The organism is Streptomyces sp. NPDC058198, assembly GCF_042882605.1.
Taxonomy (GTDB): Bacteria; Actinomycetota; Actinomycetes; order Streptomycetales; family Streptomycetaceae; genus Streptomyces.
Map to the genome: position 1 here is coordinate 598,899 of NZ_JBHVVP010000004.1, position 14,706 is coordinate 613,604.

Sequence of the window (14,706 nt, forward strand, 5' to 3'; positions counted from 1 at the left end):
CAAACACCCCTCATGTCAGGGCCACCGTCTGCGCCAGTGTAGGCGCGGAGGGCCCTGATCAGGGGGCAGATGACGAGGACGCCGAAAGAGGCGCCCCGGATGACCAGAAGTCGTCGTGCACATCCGGGCGCTGGGGGTAGTCGCCCTCGCGCTGCGGGGTGTTCGGCTCGGTCGCCGGGTCGGACACGGCGGATTCGGTGAAGCACGGGGTGGTGATGGAGAAGAAGAACTGACCTCCTCCTCCAACGGCCACCCTTATACGGAAGTCGTCCGGCGTCGAAGCGTAGACGGCAGGCAATTCGCGACTCGCTCGCACGCTGGTGATCCGATATCCCCGAGCGTTCCAGTCGCGCTCCACGACTCCGAGCAAACTTCCACGCCGCTCTTTGGAGACAACAGTCATGACGGAAATTCTGCGTTTTACTGAACCGGTCCCCAGGGAGTCATTCTTGGAGTCGGTACAGATACTGTCGTTCGAAGGCCCGTGATTCCATCGAAGCTCCGGCTTAATCGCCGACAGCGTCCGCTGCATGATCGCGTCGGCCTTCGCAGCGGCCTGCTGCATATCCATGTCAGATGTTTTCCCTTCTGGGGGAGCAGCATCGGATAGAGCGCCGCATCCAGTCGCCATCACAAGAAGGAGCGCAGTGAGGACGAGACGTGGATTGGTCATCGGTGCTCCTGAGTACTGATCTCGCGACCTCGTCCGGCAACAATCAAGGCGATATTATCGGCAGATTCCTCGTCTTCCGCAGGATTGAAGTAGTTGGAGTGCGCCGCAAAGCCTCCGCCGTCTCCGATCGGACGTGGCCCGTCCCCCACTCGGAAACGCTGGGCACCGAACGCCTCGTGCGCCGGATCCGTCCCGTACCAGATCTCTCTGTCGTCTGCCTGCGCGTCTTGTGCGAAGTACGCGGCCGCGCCCGCCCCGACACTTCCGACCGCCGCGCCGACCGGACCCCCCATCGCCATCCCCACCGCCGCCCCACTGCCCGCGCCCATCGCCATGCCACGTGCTTCGACCTTGGCGGGCATCGCCGTCACCGGGTCGTTCTCCGCCGCGCCGACGAACACATGTTTCCTACCCACGCCCAAGTCGTCCGCCGAATCCGCGCCAGTACCGGGGCTGCCGAGCAGAACAATGTCGTCGGCGCCCGGAATACCGCCCGGCCGCTGTGCGGCTTGACCGACGGTGAGCGAGCCATAGGAATGCCCGATGGCGGTGACGTGCGGATCCTCGTTCTGATTCGTCGCCGAGATGCCGGACATGAATTCGTTGTATTCGGTGGCCCCGACCTGCGCCTGATCGGCAGACATCACATCCGCGTTTCCCGTGATGTCGTCAGCGGAAAGCTGCGGAGCGTCGTATCCGAGCCACACGATCGCCGCGCTGGAGGGATCGTACTCCCGCGCACCGACGGCCGTGTCCCGCGCGCGCTTCAGATCGTTCTTCGCGAAATCCTCGTCCAGCGCCGTCCCCAGCCCCGGCACATACGCCGAAACATTCCTCGCCGTATCCGGATTCCCGTACGCGACAATCGCCCGACCATTCCCCTCGTCCCCAATGCCCAGCAGATACATCGGCGGATTCCCCCCTGCCCGCAACTGCTCGTCGATCGATCTCAGCCCCGCCAGCCGCGTCTGCGACTTCTCGTCCCCTTGTCCCTCCAGCTTCCCCATCAGCAACTGCAGGTTGTCCCTGTTGGCCGCGTCCCTCACCTCCGCCGGGATCCCGTCCACGTTCCCGATCCGGTCCGGGTAGACCGCCAGGTACTCCTCCCGTTCCTCCTGCGTCAGGCCGTCCCACCACGCCTTGCGTTCCGCAGGGGTCTTGTCCCCGGGGATGGCGTCCGCCAGGTAGACCGACGCCAGGCCCCGCACCGCCGTCGCGTCACCGCTCGCGTCCGTCCACATCGCGTCGGTGACCTTGAGGCCGTCCTGTGCCGTCAGCTTGCGCAGCGTCCCGGTGTACTGGAGGTCGACCGCCCTCGCCTCGCTGACCGCCCGCGCGATGCGGTCGGCGATGTCCTGGGCCTTCGCCGCGTTCGGGTTGGGGCTCGGGCCCGTGAACGCCGGCGGCGGGGCCAGCAGGGGCGGCACCGCGCTGCCGGCGGCCTTGCCGCCCGGCAGCTCCTCCCGCGTGAGCGCGTTCTCGCCCCCGGCGGGAAAGCTCACCGAACCGTCCTCGTGGACCGTGAACTTCAGGACCTCCGCGTCATCCAGCGCGTCCACCAGCTTGCGCTGCGTTCCCCGCAGCTCGAACGCGAAGCTGTTCAGCGTCGTACGGACCAGCCCGCACTCGGTGTAGACGTACTGGAAATTACGGCTCAGCTCCCGCAGCCGCGTCACCGCGGCCTCCGCCGCCTCGCCCTCCTGCGAGGCCGCGAGACCCGCCAGCAGCTGCTTGTCGATCCGGTCCCGCGCGGCATCCGCCCGGTTGCTCGCCCTGCCCCAGCCGTCGGCCGCGTCCTCCAGCTCGGAGCACTTCACCTCACGTAACTGAGCCCACGTCAGCACCCCGCTCACCGCCCACCACCGGCGCCGACGCCGGACCCGGCGCCAGGCCCGACCCCCGTCCCTGCGGAGGACCCCGCGGAGGGCCCCGCGGAGGACCCCGGGAAGGACGACCTGAAGGACGACCTGATCGCCGCCTCGACCTCGCCCTGGTCCTTCGCGACCGCCCGCAGCTTCCCCGCCAGGCTCCCGCACTCCCTCGCCGCGGTCTCGATGCGCCGCTCCCACGACGTACGCACCGTCCGCAGCACCGCCCCGGCCCGCAGGCCCGCCGTACCGGACGCCAGCCCCTCGTGCGCGGCCCCGAAGTCACCCTTCACCTGGCCCATGTCCGTACGCAGCGCCTCGGCCGCTCCCGCCGCCCGGGTCCACGGACCTCCGTTGTGCTTCAGGCGCCCGCCGTGCGGAGCTGGAACCCCGCCGCCGGCCATATCAATCAACTGCTGCCAGCTGTCCGAATACCCCGTCATGCCGCACGCCCCTGTTCCTCAACCCTCTCAACCGCACTGTCCCAAAGGCGGATACGCGGCATTTCCACCCGCCAGTGGGGCGCGAGAGGGGGCGCATACGGCGAAGACACCCGCAGGCAAAGGCATGCGGCCGATGGACCGACCGCACGACGGGGGCGCCAAGTTCACCCGTACGAAAGAGGTCGGCACAGGCACAAGCACCAGCAGCAGTCGGCTTGTTCGACGATCAGATCGGCGGTCGGCTAGGTTCCCGGAAGCATTTTGTTGGCTCGCTACGGGGGACAGGCGCATGGCGCTCAACGAGAAATGGGCGGAGCTGTTCGGCCACGACAGCCCCGGCACCGGAATGAACCTGGCCTCGGCCGCGACGCCGGTCGACGGCGGCGGAAGAGGCGGAAACAGCGGAAGCGGCGGACCGGACCTCAAGGTCGGCCAGGGCCCCTGGACCACCGCCTCCGCCGTCGCCAACGGCCTGCACACCTCCTCCGCCACCGCCCTGACCGACATGAACACCGCCTCCGAAGGCGTCACCGGCGCCACGGAAGGCTTCACCAGCACTGCCGCGCTGAACGAGATACGCACCTCCTGGAAGGAACGCCTCTCCGCCGTACGCGACGAATGCGCACGGCTCGAAGGCACCCTCAAGAGCGCAGGCAAGGAGTTCGGCGAGCAGGAGGCCAGGACCAAGCAGCGCTTCGAGGGCGAGGGCCCGAAGTGACCACCTGGCAGCAGCTGCGCGATGTGAAGCGTTCGGAGTACGAGGACGCGGCGGACGGCTGGGGCAAGGTCTCCGGCCGGGCCAACGCCGCCAAGGACCGCGTCGACAACGAGATGCTCGGCACGCTCCGCGAGACCCAGAAGGGCGAGACCGCCACCAAGGCCTTCGGCGACCTGTCCCAGTTGAGCCGCAACTACCAGTACATCCACACCGAGTGCGGACTGATCCGTACCGCGCTGAACGGACTGGCCGCCGAGCTGGCCGCGCCGCAGCGGAAGCTGAGGCAGGCACTGGAGGACGCCGAGAACCTCAAGTTCACGGTGAAGCCCGACGGCTCGGTCGAGTACCCCGTCTCGCCCGTCGCCCCCCTCGCACCCGGCAGCGGCACCGCCACCCCCGGCGCCCCCATCCCCCTCCTGCCCGGCAGGGCGGAGGGCGGCGCCGACGTCAACAAGGGCAAGGCCGAGGACATCGTGGAGCGGATCTCCGCCGCGGTCCGCGACGCCGCGGAGATCGACGGCCGGTACGCGAGCGCCCTGCGCCGCCTCAAAACGACCGGCGGGCTCAAGGTCACGGACGCGATGCTCGCCGACGCCGCCCAGGACACCCAGGCGTTGCAGAAAGCGGCAGGGAAGTACGCCGACGACTCGAAGATCCCCCAGGGCAAGTCCCCGGCCGACAACGCCGCCTGGTGGAACGGCCTCACACAGGAGCAGCGCGACGAGTACGCGACGCTCTATCCGGCCTCGGTCGGCGCCCTCGACGGCATCCCCAGCACCGTCCGCGACGACGCCAACCGCATGGTCCTCGCCGAGACCCGCGCCCAGGCCCAACTGGATCTGGACAAGCTGGGCCCCGAGCCCCCCAGGACGATCCAGGACCCGAACGGAGGCCCCTACGGGGTCTCCATGAAGAACCCGGCCTGGGAGAAGTGGGACGAGAGCCGCAGCCGCCTCCAGGCCCAGATCAAGGGCATGGACGCGATCCAGGAGAGATTCGACCGAACGGGACAGGTCAGCCGCGCCGGCGAGCGCCCGCTGCCCGAGGCGTTTCTGCTCGGCTTCGACACGAAGGGCATCGGTCACGCGATCGTCGCCAACGGCAACCCCGATACGGCCACCCACACCGCGGTGCACGTGCCGGGCACGACGTCGAACCTGGAAGGCATCGGCGGTGAGGTCAAGCGGATGGAGGCACTGTGGCGCTCCAGCGACAACCTGGCCCAGGGACAGAGCGTCTCCACCATCACCTGGCTCGGCTACGACGCTCCGCAGAGTCTGGTCTTCGATTCGCCCAAGAGTGGCTACGCCAACGACGGCGGACCCAAACTGAACGACTTCCTCGGCGGGCTGCGCTCCTCGCACGAGGGCGACCCGGGGCATCTGACCGCCATGGGCCACAGCTACGGCAGTACGGTGGTCGGCGCCGCGGCCCGCCAGGGCACTCTTCCGGTCGACGACGTCTTCGTGGCGGGGAGCCCCGGCATGCAGGTCGGGAGCGCCAAGGAACTCGACGTTCCGGCCGGCCATGTCTTCGCCGCCGAGGCTGACAGCGATCCGTATCTCAAGGGCAGCCATATCCCGTACATCGGCGACGACACGTACGGCGGCGTCAACATCCCCTTCATCACCAGCGACCCCGTCCCGGAAATCGGCGGCTGGAAGCACGCTCCGGTCAAGCTGGACATCGACCTCCTCCCGTCGTTCCTCGACGGGGACGGCACCAGCGTCGCGAAGCCCCTCACTCCCACCAACCCGGACTTCGGGGCGACGATCGTCTCCACGGACGGTTCGCGCGGGCACAGCGGCTACTGGGACGAGGGCACGGAGAGCCTCAACAATCAGGCCCGGGTCGTCACAGGCCGGTACGACGACGTAACGACAAGGTGAGCCAGATGAGTCCCACGGCAACAGCGGAGAAGAGCGCCGGCCGGGCAACCGTACGGCTCGTGGCCCTCGCGACCTCCACTCTCTTCCTCTCGACAGGATGCTCCACCATGAACAACGGCGGTCTGGACTACGAACCGCAGCGCATGTCCGTCTCCGACGCGAAGGATCTGGTACGCGAGCGGTCCAGCGCGCTCTTCGCTGTGTCGGGCCTGCCGGAGGCGAGCAACGGCGCCCCTGACGCGTCCCCCTGCGCGGGCGTGGACCACGGCTTCCTGGTGCGTCACTTCTGGTCCATGTACAGCCCGTCCAGCGACGATCTGAAGCAGGCCATCGCCCGGCTTCACACGGAGCTGCCCGCGAAGGGCTGGAAGGTCGTGCGCTTCGAGCCGGCCAAGTCCCAGGCCAAGCAGCTCCAGCTCGACGTCGAGCACGAGAAGGACCACCACACGGCGACGATCGAACTGCTGCTCCCCTCGACGTCCAAGAACCCCTCCAAGTGGGAGAAGGAGTACCGCGACAGCCTGTCCGTCTCGCTGACCTCGCCCTGCTATGTCGATCCGGAGTACAAGGTCGGCGACTGACCACCGAGGACGGCCCGACGGGCCGTCATATCGCCAGCCCCGCACGGTCTTCCGCAGAGGTGTAACAACGACAGTCATTGCCCGGAGTCACGCTCCGTGATACACAGAGTAACCAAATGCGTACGCGCACACCCCGGTCCGCGCCTGGTCAGGGCGCCGGATCGGTCATATGTGCGGGGATCGGGTAAAGAGACCCGCCAAGCGGCGCACGAGGGCGGTTCCATCAGCGAAGATAGAGCGTGACCCGTGCCATGGGGGCATGGGCGTGAACGACCCAACAGGGGCGGTGAGTTACATGTACCTGGCGGCCGAAAAGGGCGACATCACCACCATCATCGGTGGCATCGCCCCGAACTGGGGGCCCTTCGGAACACTGGGGAGCGAGGCCCGGGTGATGATCGAGGTCGTGATGGCCGTGGCCATCCTTCTCTGCCTCGGCATCGCGATCTGGGGCGCGGCCAAACAGCGGATCGGGGCGACAGCGCTCAGGGACACGTTCAGCGCGGAGCAGGGCAAGGGTCTGATCGTCGCCGGGCTGACCGGTGTCTTCATCATCGGCTCGCTGGGCACGCTTTTCACCATCGTGTACGGGATGGCCGTCTAGCCCCGCCGCCCCGTCTGTCCGCACCGGGGCGTGCCCCGGACCACTCCAACACCACCTGTCCGTCGCACCCACCGGCTGAGGTTGCGTCTCCCTGATGTCGAGTCACCACACCGCGCCCGCGCGGGAACCAGCACGGCTACCGTCGTACTACGCGTACTCCGCGGAACTGCAAACGGCTGAGGGGGCCCACGCGGCATGAGCTTCGGTGACGAGCACGGCTACGGCGGCGACTCGGGCCGTACGGACGAGAGCTTCGGCGGTACGGGCCAGACCCGTACCCGCCTGCCCGACGGCAGAAGCGGCGACATGTACGGCGGCCCCCGCCGCCCGGCACGCGGCTCGCGCTCGCTCATCACCGTGGTGGGCGTGGTGGTCCTCCTCATCGCGGCTATCGCGTTCGCGAACCGCGGCGGCGGGGACGACGAGGCCTCGGGCGGCGGCGGCAAGGGCGCGTCGTCGGGCCCGGGAGCGGACCCGACGACGGCGACGGGCGAAAAGCCGGTAACGGGCAAGAACGGCGCGATTCCCTCAGGCTTCGCCCAAACCGAACAGGGAGCGGCAAGCGCGGCGGCGAACTACGCGGTGGCGCTCGGCTCTGACGGCATGTTCAACCGGGACAGCCGGCACAGCATCGTCGACACCATCTACACGCCTGACGCGGCGGGCAAGCTCAAGGCGCCGCAGGACGCCGCGTACTCAGCGGAGTTCCTGCAGAAGCTCGGCCTGGACGCCAACGGCAACCCCCCTCAGGACAGCACCTTCATCTCCCGGACGATCCCGGTCGGCACCAAGGTGGAGAGCCTCGCGGCGGACACCGCCAAAGTGTCGGTCTGGTACACGGGCCTGATCGGGATGTCCGGTCCCGAATCCACGGACCCGGTGAGCACGACGTGGAAGACCTGGACCTTCGATCTGCAGTGGCTGGACAACGGCTGGAAGGTCACTGCCGACTCACAGAAGGACGGCCCGGCCCCTGTCCCCGGCGACATCGCGGCCTCCACCTCGGACGAGATCAGCAAGGCTGTCGAGCAGTACGGAGGCTTCACCTATGCCAGGTAGCTCTCGGCACCGCGCCCGGTCGGTCGTCGCCGTACTGGCGGGCATTCAAGCGGCGTTCTTCCTGTTCGCGGCCCGCGCCGTAGCAGCACCGACACCGTCACCGACGCCCACTCCGTCGCCGAGTGGCAGCAATGACCCCTGCGGTCTTCTGATCGGTCCCGCGAAGGAGTACTGCGGAAGCGGCGACGCCGGGTCCGCGCGGTCCGGGCCTTCTTCCGACCCCGCCGACGCCCTCGATCCCCTCTCCTCCCTCGCCCGCGGCTGCGCCGACGCCGCCGCCTGGATCGTCGGCAAGCTCAGTGACGCCGTGAAGGACACCGCCAACGTCGACTTCACCAACGCCGCCTTCCTCCGCCAGTACGCCGTCGTCTTCGCCGCCTCCACCGTCCTCACCCTCGTCCTGTGGCTCCTCGCCGTCGCCAAGCGCGCCATCCGCGGCGTGCCCCTCGCCACCGCGCTCTCCGAGGCCATCGGGTTCCTCTGGCTGACCGTCCTCGCCTCCGCCTTCACGCCGCTCATCCTCTATACGATCGTCTCCGCCACCGACGGCGTCACCGAAGTCATCTCGACCTCCACCGGCGGACAGACCGACGTCTTCTTCGGCGGCTTCTCCGAAGCCCTGAAGAAGGGCGACAACATCGGCGGCGGCCCGATCATGCTGATCGTCGTCGCCCTCGTGTCGATCCTCGCCGCCGGCGTGCTCTGGCTGGAGCTGGTCATAAGGGCCGCGCTCCTCTACGTCGGCGCCCTGCTCGGCACCGCCGTCTACGCCGGGCTCGTCGACAAGAACATGTGGGGACACGTCCGCCGCTGGGCCGGCATCATGATCGCGGTCATCATGGTCAAACCCGTGATAGTGATCGTGCTCGGCCTCGCCGGCGCGCTCTCCGCCGACGAAGGCCCCGACGCCTTCTCCGCCGTGGTGTCCGGCCTCGCCATCATCCTGCTCGCGATCTTCGCCTCCGCGATGATCTACCGCTTCGTGCCCGGCTTCGGCGACGAGATCGCCTCCTCCCGCAGCAACCGCAAGCAGGCCACGGACGGCTCCCAGGCCGCCGCCGTCATCAGCTCCCCCGCCGCCCTCGTCTCCCAGGGCATCAAGACCCACAGCAGCCGCAACCACCAGCAAGGCGGCGGAGGCGGCGGCGCCAGGCCCGCCAACCCCGTCGCCGGCGGCGTCGCCGCGCACAGCTCCCGCGGCTCCACCTCCGGCGGCGGAGCAGGCGGCGGACATATCCCCGCCGCCCCGCCCCCGCCCCGTAACAGCGGCCCGACCAGCGGCCCGCACAGCTCACGCGGCAACAGCACCGGCAACAACAGCACAGGAGGTGGCGGGCGTTGACGACCCACTCCCAACCGATGGCGCCCCGCCGTACGTATCTCGTCGGCCGCGCCCGGCCCAACGCGATCGTCGGCAAGAACCGCGAGACCGGCGAGATCGCGCTGATCATCGCCGGCGCGTTCATCGGCATGATGTGCGGCCTGCTGGTGCCCGTACTGTCCCTGCGGATCGTGACGCTGACCGGGTTCCCGCTCATCGCGCTGGCCGCGGTGTACGTGCCGTACAAGCACCGCACGTTCTACAAGTGGTACGAGATCAACCGCAGCTTCAAGCGCACCCTGCGCGGCGGCGCCGTCTACCGCTCCGGCGCCATGGAGTCCGGTACGCACTTCGACGGCCGCGAGGTCGAGATCGGCCCGCCCCCCGCCATCGGCCGCATCAACTGGCTGGCCGCGCCATTCGGGCCTGACGAGATCGCCGTCCTGCTCCACGCCGACCGCCGCACCGTCACCGCCGCCATCGAGATCGAGGGCCCCGGCGTCGGCCTGCGCGACAGCGAGGACCAGGAAGCCCTCGTCGACCGCTTCGGCACGCTCCTCAAGCATGTCGCCAACGGCGACGGCTTCGTCACCCGGCTCCAGATGCTCGCCCGTACGCTGCCCGCCGACCCCGACGCGCACGCCAAGGACGTGGCGCAGCGCGGCGACGGCTCGTCCCCCGGCTGGCTCCAGGAGTCGTACGACCAACTCCAGTCGATGGTCTCCACCTCCAGCGAGCAGCACCGCGCGTATCTCGTCGCCTGCATGCACTACACCCGTGAACTGGCCGCCGAGGGCCAGGCCATGGCCCGCGCCGCCCGCCAGGCCGCCGGTACGAAGAAGCTCGACCGGGACGCGGGCCTCGCCGTCGTCATGGCCCGCGAGCTCACCGACATCTGCGCCCGCCTCGCCGAGGCGGACATCCGCGTACGGCAGCCGCTCGGGCAGAGCCGGCTCGCCTCCCTCGTGCACTCGATGTACGACCCGGACCACCCCATCGACCACATCCAGGCCATGACGAAACGAAACGCCTGGCCGGCCGAGCTGGACGCGATGGAACCGACATATCTCCAGGCCAAGACCCGGGAGTCGTCAACCCGGGCCCCCTGGTGCCACTCCACCGCCTGGGTCAAGGAATGGCCGATGACCCCCGTCGGCGTGAACTTCCTCGCGCCGCTGCTCGTCCACACCCCCGACGTGATCCGCACGGTCGCGGTCACCATGGATCTCGAACCCACCGAGATCGCCATCGAGCGGATGCTGACGGAGAAGACCAACGACGACGCGGAGGCGAGCCGCGCCGCCAAGATGAACCGCACCGTCGACCCGCGCGACATCGCCGCGCACGGCCGGCTGGACCAGCGGGGTGAAGATCTCGCCAGTGGGGCGGCGGGGGTCAACCTCGTCGGGTACATCACAGTGTCGTCCAGGTCGCCCGAGGCGCTGGCCAGGGACAAGCGGACGATCAGGGCCTCGGCCGGCAAGTCGTATCTGAAGCTGGAGTGGTGCGACCGCGAGCACCACCGTGCCTTTGTGAACACCCTGCCGTTCGCAACCGGCATACGCCGATAGCCGAGGACAGCACCGAGGGCGGACCGACAGCCGCCACGTGGAGCGAGGTGCGGCCAGGTGCGGCCGTCGACAGCCCCGCCGTCAGCCATCGATAGCCGCCGAGCCGAAAGGGGCCAGTGATGCGAGATCCACTGTCCGTCCTCACGGATGCCTTCACCAGCTTCCTCTTCGGGAAGGTGGAGACGACCCGGCTGCCCGTCCGTACGTCGACGGGCCAGGCCCAGGCCGTCTATCTCCCCACCGCGGCCCCCGGCCTCGGTGACTCGGGTGTGATCATCGGCCGCGAGGTCTACAGCGGCAAGGGCTATATCTACGACCCCTTCCAGCTGTACGGGCAGCAGCTGCCGGCCCCGCACTGGCTGGTCCTCGGCGAGTCCGGCAACGGGAAGTCGGCGCTGGAGAAGACATACGTCCTGCGCCAACTGCGCTTCCGTGACCGCCAGGTCGTCGTCCTCGACGCCCAGGGCGAGGACGGCCACGGCGAGTGGAACCTCATCGCCCAGGAGCTGGGTATAACCCCCATCCGGCTGGACCCGATGGCCGCGCTCGACGGCGGTATCCGCCTCAACCCCCTCGACCCGGCGATCACCACGACCGGGCAGCTCGCCCTGCTCCGTACGATCATCGAAGTCGCCATGGGACACGGCCTCGACGAGCGCTCCGGCTTCGCACTGAAGGTCGCGCACGCCTATGTCAACGAGACGATCACCCAACGCCAGCCCGTGCTGATGGACATCGTCGAGCAGCTGCGCCACCCGAAGCCCGAATCGGCCCAGGCCATGAACGTCGACCTGGACGACGTACGGGCCTGGGGCCTGGACGTGGCGCTGGTCCTGGACCGGCTGGTCGACGGTGACCTGCGGGGCATGTTCGACGGACCGACGACCGTCGGGATCGACCTGGACGCCCCGCTGATCGTCTTCGACCTCTCGCACATCGACCGCAACTCGATCGCGATGCCGATCCTGATGGCGATCGTGGGCGTCTGGCTGGAGCACACCTGGATCCGCCCCGACCGCAGGAAGCGCATCTTCCTGGTCGAAGAGGCCTGGCACATCATCAACTCCCCCTTCGTCGCCCAGCTCTTCCAGCGGCTGCTGAAGTTCGGCCGGCGGCTCGGCCTGTCGTTCGTGGCGGTGGTCCACCACCTGTCGGACGTGGTCGACGGGGCGGCCGCGCGGGAAGCCGCGGCCATCCTCAAGATGGCCTCGACCCGGACGATCTACGCCCAGAAGGCGGACGAGGCGAGAGCGACCGGCCTGGTCCTCGGCCTGCCCCGATGGGCGGTGGAGATCATCCCGACGCTCACGCCGGGTATCGCGGTCTGGGACGTCAACGGCAACGTCCAGGTCGTCAAACACCTGGTGACGGAGGCGGAACGGCCCCTGGTCTTCACGGACCGGGCGATGACGGAGAATTCCGAGGCGTCGGACGCCGCCGACGCCCTGGAAGCCGGCCTGCTGCCCGAGGACCTGCGGGCCGCGGAGTGGGAGGCGGAGCAGCGGGCCGTCCTCCTGGAGCGACAACGGCGGTTGAACGAGTCATCCGAGTCGACGGTCGCGTGACATGGCGCGCCACCACGAGGGTCAGGAGCAGCGGGGCGTCCCGGACGGGCTGCTGCTGGGCCTGCTGGCCTTCCTGCTCGGGCTGAGCCTGCTGGTCTGGACGGCCACGGGGCTGTCGGGACTGTTCGCGCACGGCGCCTGGCCGCAGGCCGTGACCTACGCCCGTACGCCGCTGGCCATACGGCAACTGGCGTCGACGCCGCACGACCTGGCGGCAGCCTGGCCCGACACCCCGCCGGGGCAGCTGTCCGGATACGGGCTGTTCTGGGGCCTGTTGATAAGCCAGCTGATGATACTGACCGTGCTCACGGTGTTCGCGCTGGGTGTGACGGCCCGCTATCGGGCGGTACGAGCCCGACGGCGGGAGCAGCTTCTTCAGGAGCGGTACGAACGGGATGCCGCGGCGGCGGCCCTGTCCGGCGTCGTGGCGACGGCCGCGCCTGTCCCCGCACCGGCTCTCCCCCAGCAGTCACGGCAGTCCGTAGTCGGGTCCGCACCCGTACCCGTGGCCGCCGTTGCCGGCCCCGCGGTCCACGCGGTCCCGGCCGTCCGTAACGCGCCGCGCGTGCGGTACGGCGATCCCCTCACCCGCCGCCCCGCCGCCGTTCAGGCCATCCTGGAGGCCGAAGGACCCGCCCTCGTCGTCACGTCCGACCCCACCGTCTGGGCCGAGACCAAGGACGCGCGGGCCAAGCTCGGCCCCGTCCTCGTGTACGACCCCGGGCACCTCTGCGACACCCCGGACCGGCTCCACTGGTCCCCCGCCGCCGGCTGCGAGGACGCCGGCACCGCCGCCGCCCGTGCGGCCGCGCTGCTCGCCCCCGTACGCCCGCACGCCCTCCTGGACGTCGCCATGGCCGACACCGCGGAAACGCTCCTGCGGTGCTGGCTGCACGCCGCTGCCGTGGACGCGCGGCCCTTCAAACAGGTGCACCGCTGGACGCAGGGCGGGGGCGCCCAGGAGGCCGTACGGATCCTCCGTACCCACCCCAAGGCCGCCTCCGGCCTCGCCGGGCTGCTGGAGTCCGCCCTCACCGCACACCCCGAACGCCGCGAGGTCGCCCAGCAGTTGACGGCCCGTGCGCTGTCGGCACTCTCCTCGGTCCATATCCGGGAAGCCTGCACACCGAACAGAACGGATTCCCTCACTCTGGATTCTTTTGGGAACGAGGGGGGCACGCTCTATGTGGTGGGCGAGCCTATCGAGGACCCTCGCTCCCGCCCGGGTGCGATGCCGCTGCTCACCGCACTCGCCTCAAGCGTGGTCGAGCACGGCCGCCGCATGGCCGCACGGTCATCTGACGGTCGGCTCGACCCACCAATGACTCTCGTCCTCGACGACGTCGCCGCGGTGGCACCGCTCCCCCTTCTTCCGGAGCTACTGGCCACCGGCCAGGACCAGGGACTGCCGGCCCTGGTCCTGCTCCGCTCGCGGGAACAGGGCCGGGACCGCTGGCCGGACCACGAGTTGCCTGCCTCCTAAGGGCTGTCCCGTAATCCGTGGTGGATCAGCGCACGGCGTCAGATGCGGTGCATCGCAAGGCGGAGGGACGTCCGCATACTGGATGTATTCGGGCGTTCCGACAACGCAGCGAGGTGCCGTAGCTGTCGTCGTGCGCCCGCCACGGATTACGGGACAGCCCTTAGCCCCTTAAGACCTTTGGGCCTTGTCCGGTTAGGCCTTGTCCGGGCGCTCGACGGCCAGCTCCAGTTCCTTGAAGGCGGGGTCGAGTTCGAAGGGGACGACCTTCCCGGTCGGTACGAACCCGATCTTGCGGTACGCGGCCCGCGCCCGGCCGTTCCCCTCGTGGACATAGAGCCGTACCCGCCCGAGGCGGGGCTTCTCCACCGACCACGCCCAGTCGAGGGCCGCGGCGATCAGAGCGCCGATCAGTCCGCTGCCGCGCTGCTCGGGGCGTACGTAGACACCGACCAGATGCCCCTGAGCCTGCTCGACCGAGGTCCCGAGGAAGTCATCAGCGCCCGCCTTCTCGATCAGCAGGGCCACCGAGCCCGACCAGCTGCCGTCCGGCGCCTCGGCGATGAACTGACCGGCCCTGGTCCCGTGCCGCGGCGAGGAGCCGGCAGCGCGCTCCTGCCAGTACGCGTCGCTGTACCGCCGGGCTTGCTCGTACGTATCCAGGAAGGCGAGCGGCGCTGCCGGATCCTGGAGCGACTCCAGCCGGATCTGCTTGACCTTGGCCCATTCGTCGGGCCGTACGGCGCGTATCACGTGGTTCATGAACCGATCCTCCGCGCGCCGCGCCCCCGGCCGCAAGGCGATTTAACCCAGCTGCCTCGCCCCGAACGGGTCCGGGGAAATGGGTGGTGAACGCAGAAATGCCCCGCACCATACGGTGCGGGGCATTCCCACAAAGATTGTTCGGCGGCGTCCTACTCTCCCACAGGGTCCC

Annotated in this window: 13 protein-coding genes; 9 read left to right on the top strand and 4 right to left on the bottom strand. The window is 69.2% G+C overall.

Annotation, left to right across the window (positions count from 1 at the left end):
* Positions 1 to 58: 58 nt before the first annotated feature.
* Genes ACFVWW_RS18905 through ACFVWW_RS18915 form a run of 3 tightly spaced genes read right to left on the bottom strand, consistent with a single transcriptional unit; the run spans position 59 to position 2,984 of the window.
* Positions 59 to 673 carry a hypothetical protein gene (locus ACFVWW_RS18905; protein ID WP_386878516.1) on the bottom strand — a complete coding sequence of 205 codons (615 nt, stop codon included), beginning with the start codon at positions 671 to 673 and terminating at the stop codon, positions 59 to 61.
* Positions 670 to 2,526 (bottom strand): alpha/beta hydrolase, encoded by a 1,857-nt coding sequence (locus ACFVWW_RS18910; RefSeq protein ID WP_386878515.1) that lies wholly within the window; start codon positions 2,524 to 2,526, stop codon positions 670 to 672. The genes ACFVWW_RS18905 and ACFVWW_RS18910 overlap by 4 nt, the downstream gene beginning before the upstream one ends.
* Positions 2,523 to 2,984 carry a hypothetical protein gene (locus tag ACFVWW_RS18915; RefSeq protein WP_386878514.1) on the bottom strand — a complete coding sequence of 154 codons (462 nt, stop codon included), beginning with the start codon at positions 2,982 to 2,984 and terminating at the stop codon, positions 2,523 to 2,525. The genes ACFVWW_RS18910 and ACFVWW_RS18915 overlap by 4 nt, the downstream gene beginning before the upstream one ends.
* Before the next feature lie 289 nt (positions 2,985 to 3,273).
* On the opposite strand from ACFVWW_RS18915, the gene ACFVWW_RS18920 reads away from it, so the two are divergent.
* The 9 genes from ACFVWW_RS18920 (at position 3,274) to ACFVWW_RS18960 (ending at position 13,775) form a co-directional block, all read left to right on the top strand.
* A complete protein-coding gene (locus tag ACFVWW_RS18920; protein WP_386878513.1) occupies positions 3,274 to 3,702 on the top strand; it encodes a hypothetical protein in 429 nt (142 codons plus the stop codon).
* The gene (locus ACFVWW_RS18925) at positions 3,699 to 5,591 is read left to right on the top strand and encodes an alpha/beta hydrolase (RefSeq protein ID WP_386878512.1); all 1,893 of its coding nucleotides are present in this window, start codon (positions 3,699 to 3,701) and stop codon (positions 5,589 to 5,591) included. Before ACFVWW_RS18920 ends, ACFVWW_RS18925 begins: the two co-directional genes overlap by 4 nt.
* A 5-nt stretch (positions 5,592 to 5,596) precedes the next feature.
* Positions 5,597 to 6,172 carry a hypothetical protein gene (locus tag ACFVWW_RS18930; protein WP_386878511.1) on the top strand — a complete coding sequence of 192 codons (576 nt, stop codon included), beginning with the start codon at positions 5,597 to 5,599 and terminating at the stop codon, positions 6,170 to 6,172.
* A gap of 295 nt (positions 6,173 to 6,467) precedes the next feature.
* Positions 6,468 to 6,776 (top strand): hypothetical protein, encoded by a 309-nt coding sequence (locus tag ACFVWW_RS18935; RefSeq protein WP_384185342.1) that lies wholly within the window; start codon positions 6,468 to 6,470, stop codon positions 6,774 to 6,776.
* Between the two features lie 195 nt (positions 6,777 to 6,971).
* Positions 6,972 to 7,835: a hypothetical protein gene (locus tag ACFVWW_RS18940; protein ID WP_386878510.1), complete on the top strand. Its 864-nt coding sequence runs from the start codon at positions 6,972 to 6,974 to the stop codon at positions 7,833 to 7,835.
* The gene (locus ACFVWW_RS18945; protein WP_386878509.1) at positions 7,825 to 9,177 is read left to right on the top strand and encodes a hypothetical protein; all 1,353 of its coding nucleotides are present in this window, start codon (positions 7,825 to 7,827) and stop codon (positions 9,175 to 9,177) included. The genes ACFVWW_RS18940 and ACFVWW_RS18945 overlap by 11 nt, the downstream gene beginning before the upstream one ends.
* On the top strand, positions 9,174 to 10,727 hold the full coding sequence (locus ACFVWW_RS18950; protein ID WP_384185084.1) for an SCO6880 family protein: 1,554 nt from the start codon (positions 9,174 to 9,176) through the stop codon (positions 10,725 to 10,727). The genes ACFVWW_RS18945 and ACFVWW_RS18950 overlap by 4 nt, the downstream gene beginning before the upstream one ends.
* A 119-nt stretch (positions 10,728 to 10,846) precedes the next feature.
* Positions 10,847 to 12,292, top strand: coding sequence for an ATP-binding protein (locus tag ACFVWW_RS18955; RefSeq protein WP_384185081.1), 1,446 nt, complete (start codon positions 10,847 to 10,849; stop codon positions 12,290 to 12,292).
* A gap of 1 nt (position 12,293) precedes the next feature.
* On the top strand, positions 12,294 to 13,775 hold the full coding sequence (locus ACFVWW_RS18960; RefSeq protein ID WP_386878508.1) for a type VI secretion protein: 1,482 nt from the start codon (positions 12,294 to 12,296) through the stop codon (positions 13,773 to 13,775).
* A gap of 192 nt (positions 13,776 to 13,967) precedes the next feature.
* Here the strand turns inward: ACFVWW_RS18960 and ACFVWW_RS18965 are convergent, their stop codons facing one another.
* A complete protein-coding gene (locus tag ACFVWW_RS18965; protein WP_386878507.1) occupies positions 13,968 to 14,534 on the bottom strand; it encodes a GNAT family N-acetyltransferase in 567 nt (188 codons plus the stop codon).
* Between the last annotated feature and the right edge of the window lie 172 nt (positions 14,535 to 14,706).

Bases quoted from the DNA above. Each gene is read 5' to 3' on its own strand.
- ACFVWW_RS18905 (WP_386878516.1), bottom strand. From the start codon at position 673: ATGACCAATCCACGTCTCGTCCTCACTGCGCTCCTTCTTGTGATGGCG.
- ACFVWW_RS18915 (WP_386878514.1), bottom strand. From the start codon at position 2,984: ATGACGGGGTATTCGGACAGCTGGCAGCAGTTGATTGATATGGCCGGC.
- ACFVWW_RS18920 (WP_386878513.1), top strand. From the start codon at position 3,274: ATGGCGCTCAACGAGAAATGGGCGGAGCTGTTCGGCCACGACAGCCCC.
- ACFVWW_RS18930 (WP_386878511.1), top strand. From the start codon at position 5,597: ATGAGTCCCACGGCAACAGCGGAGAAGAGCGCCGGCCGGGCAACCGTA.
- ACFVWW_RS18935 (WP_384185342.1), top strand. From the start codon at position 6,468: ATGTACCTGGCGGCCGAAAAGGGCGACATCACCACCATCATCGGTGGC.
- ACFVWW_RS18940 (WP_386878510.1), top strand. From the start codon at position 6,972: ATGAGCTTCGGTGACGAGCACGGCTACGGCGGCGACTCGGGCCGTACG.
- ACFVWW_RS18945 (WP_386878509.1), top strand. From the start codon at position 7,825: ATGCCAGGTAGCTCTCGGCACCGCGCCCGGTCGGTCGTCGCCGTACTG.
- ACFVWW_RS18955 (WP_384185081.1), top strand. From the start codon at position 10,847: ATGCGAGATCCACTGTCCGTCCTCACGGATGCCTTCACCAGCTTCCTC.
- ACFVWW_RS18960 (WP_386878508.1), top strand. From the start codon at position 12,294: ATGGCGCGCCACCACGAGGGTCAGGAGCAGCGGGGCGTCCCGGACGGG.
- ACFVWW_RS18965 (WP_386878507.1), bottom strand. From the start codon at position 14,534: ATGAACCACGTGATACGCGCCGTACGGCCCGACGAATGGGCCAAGGTC.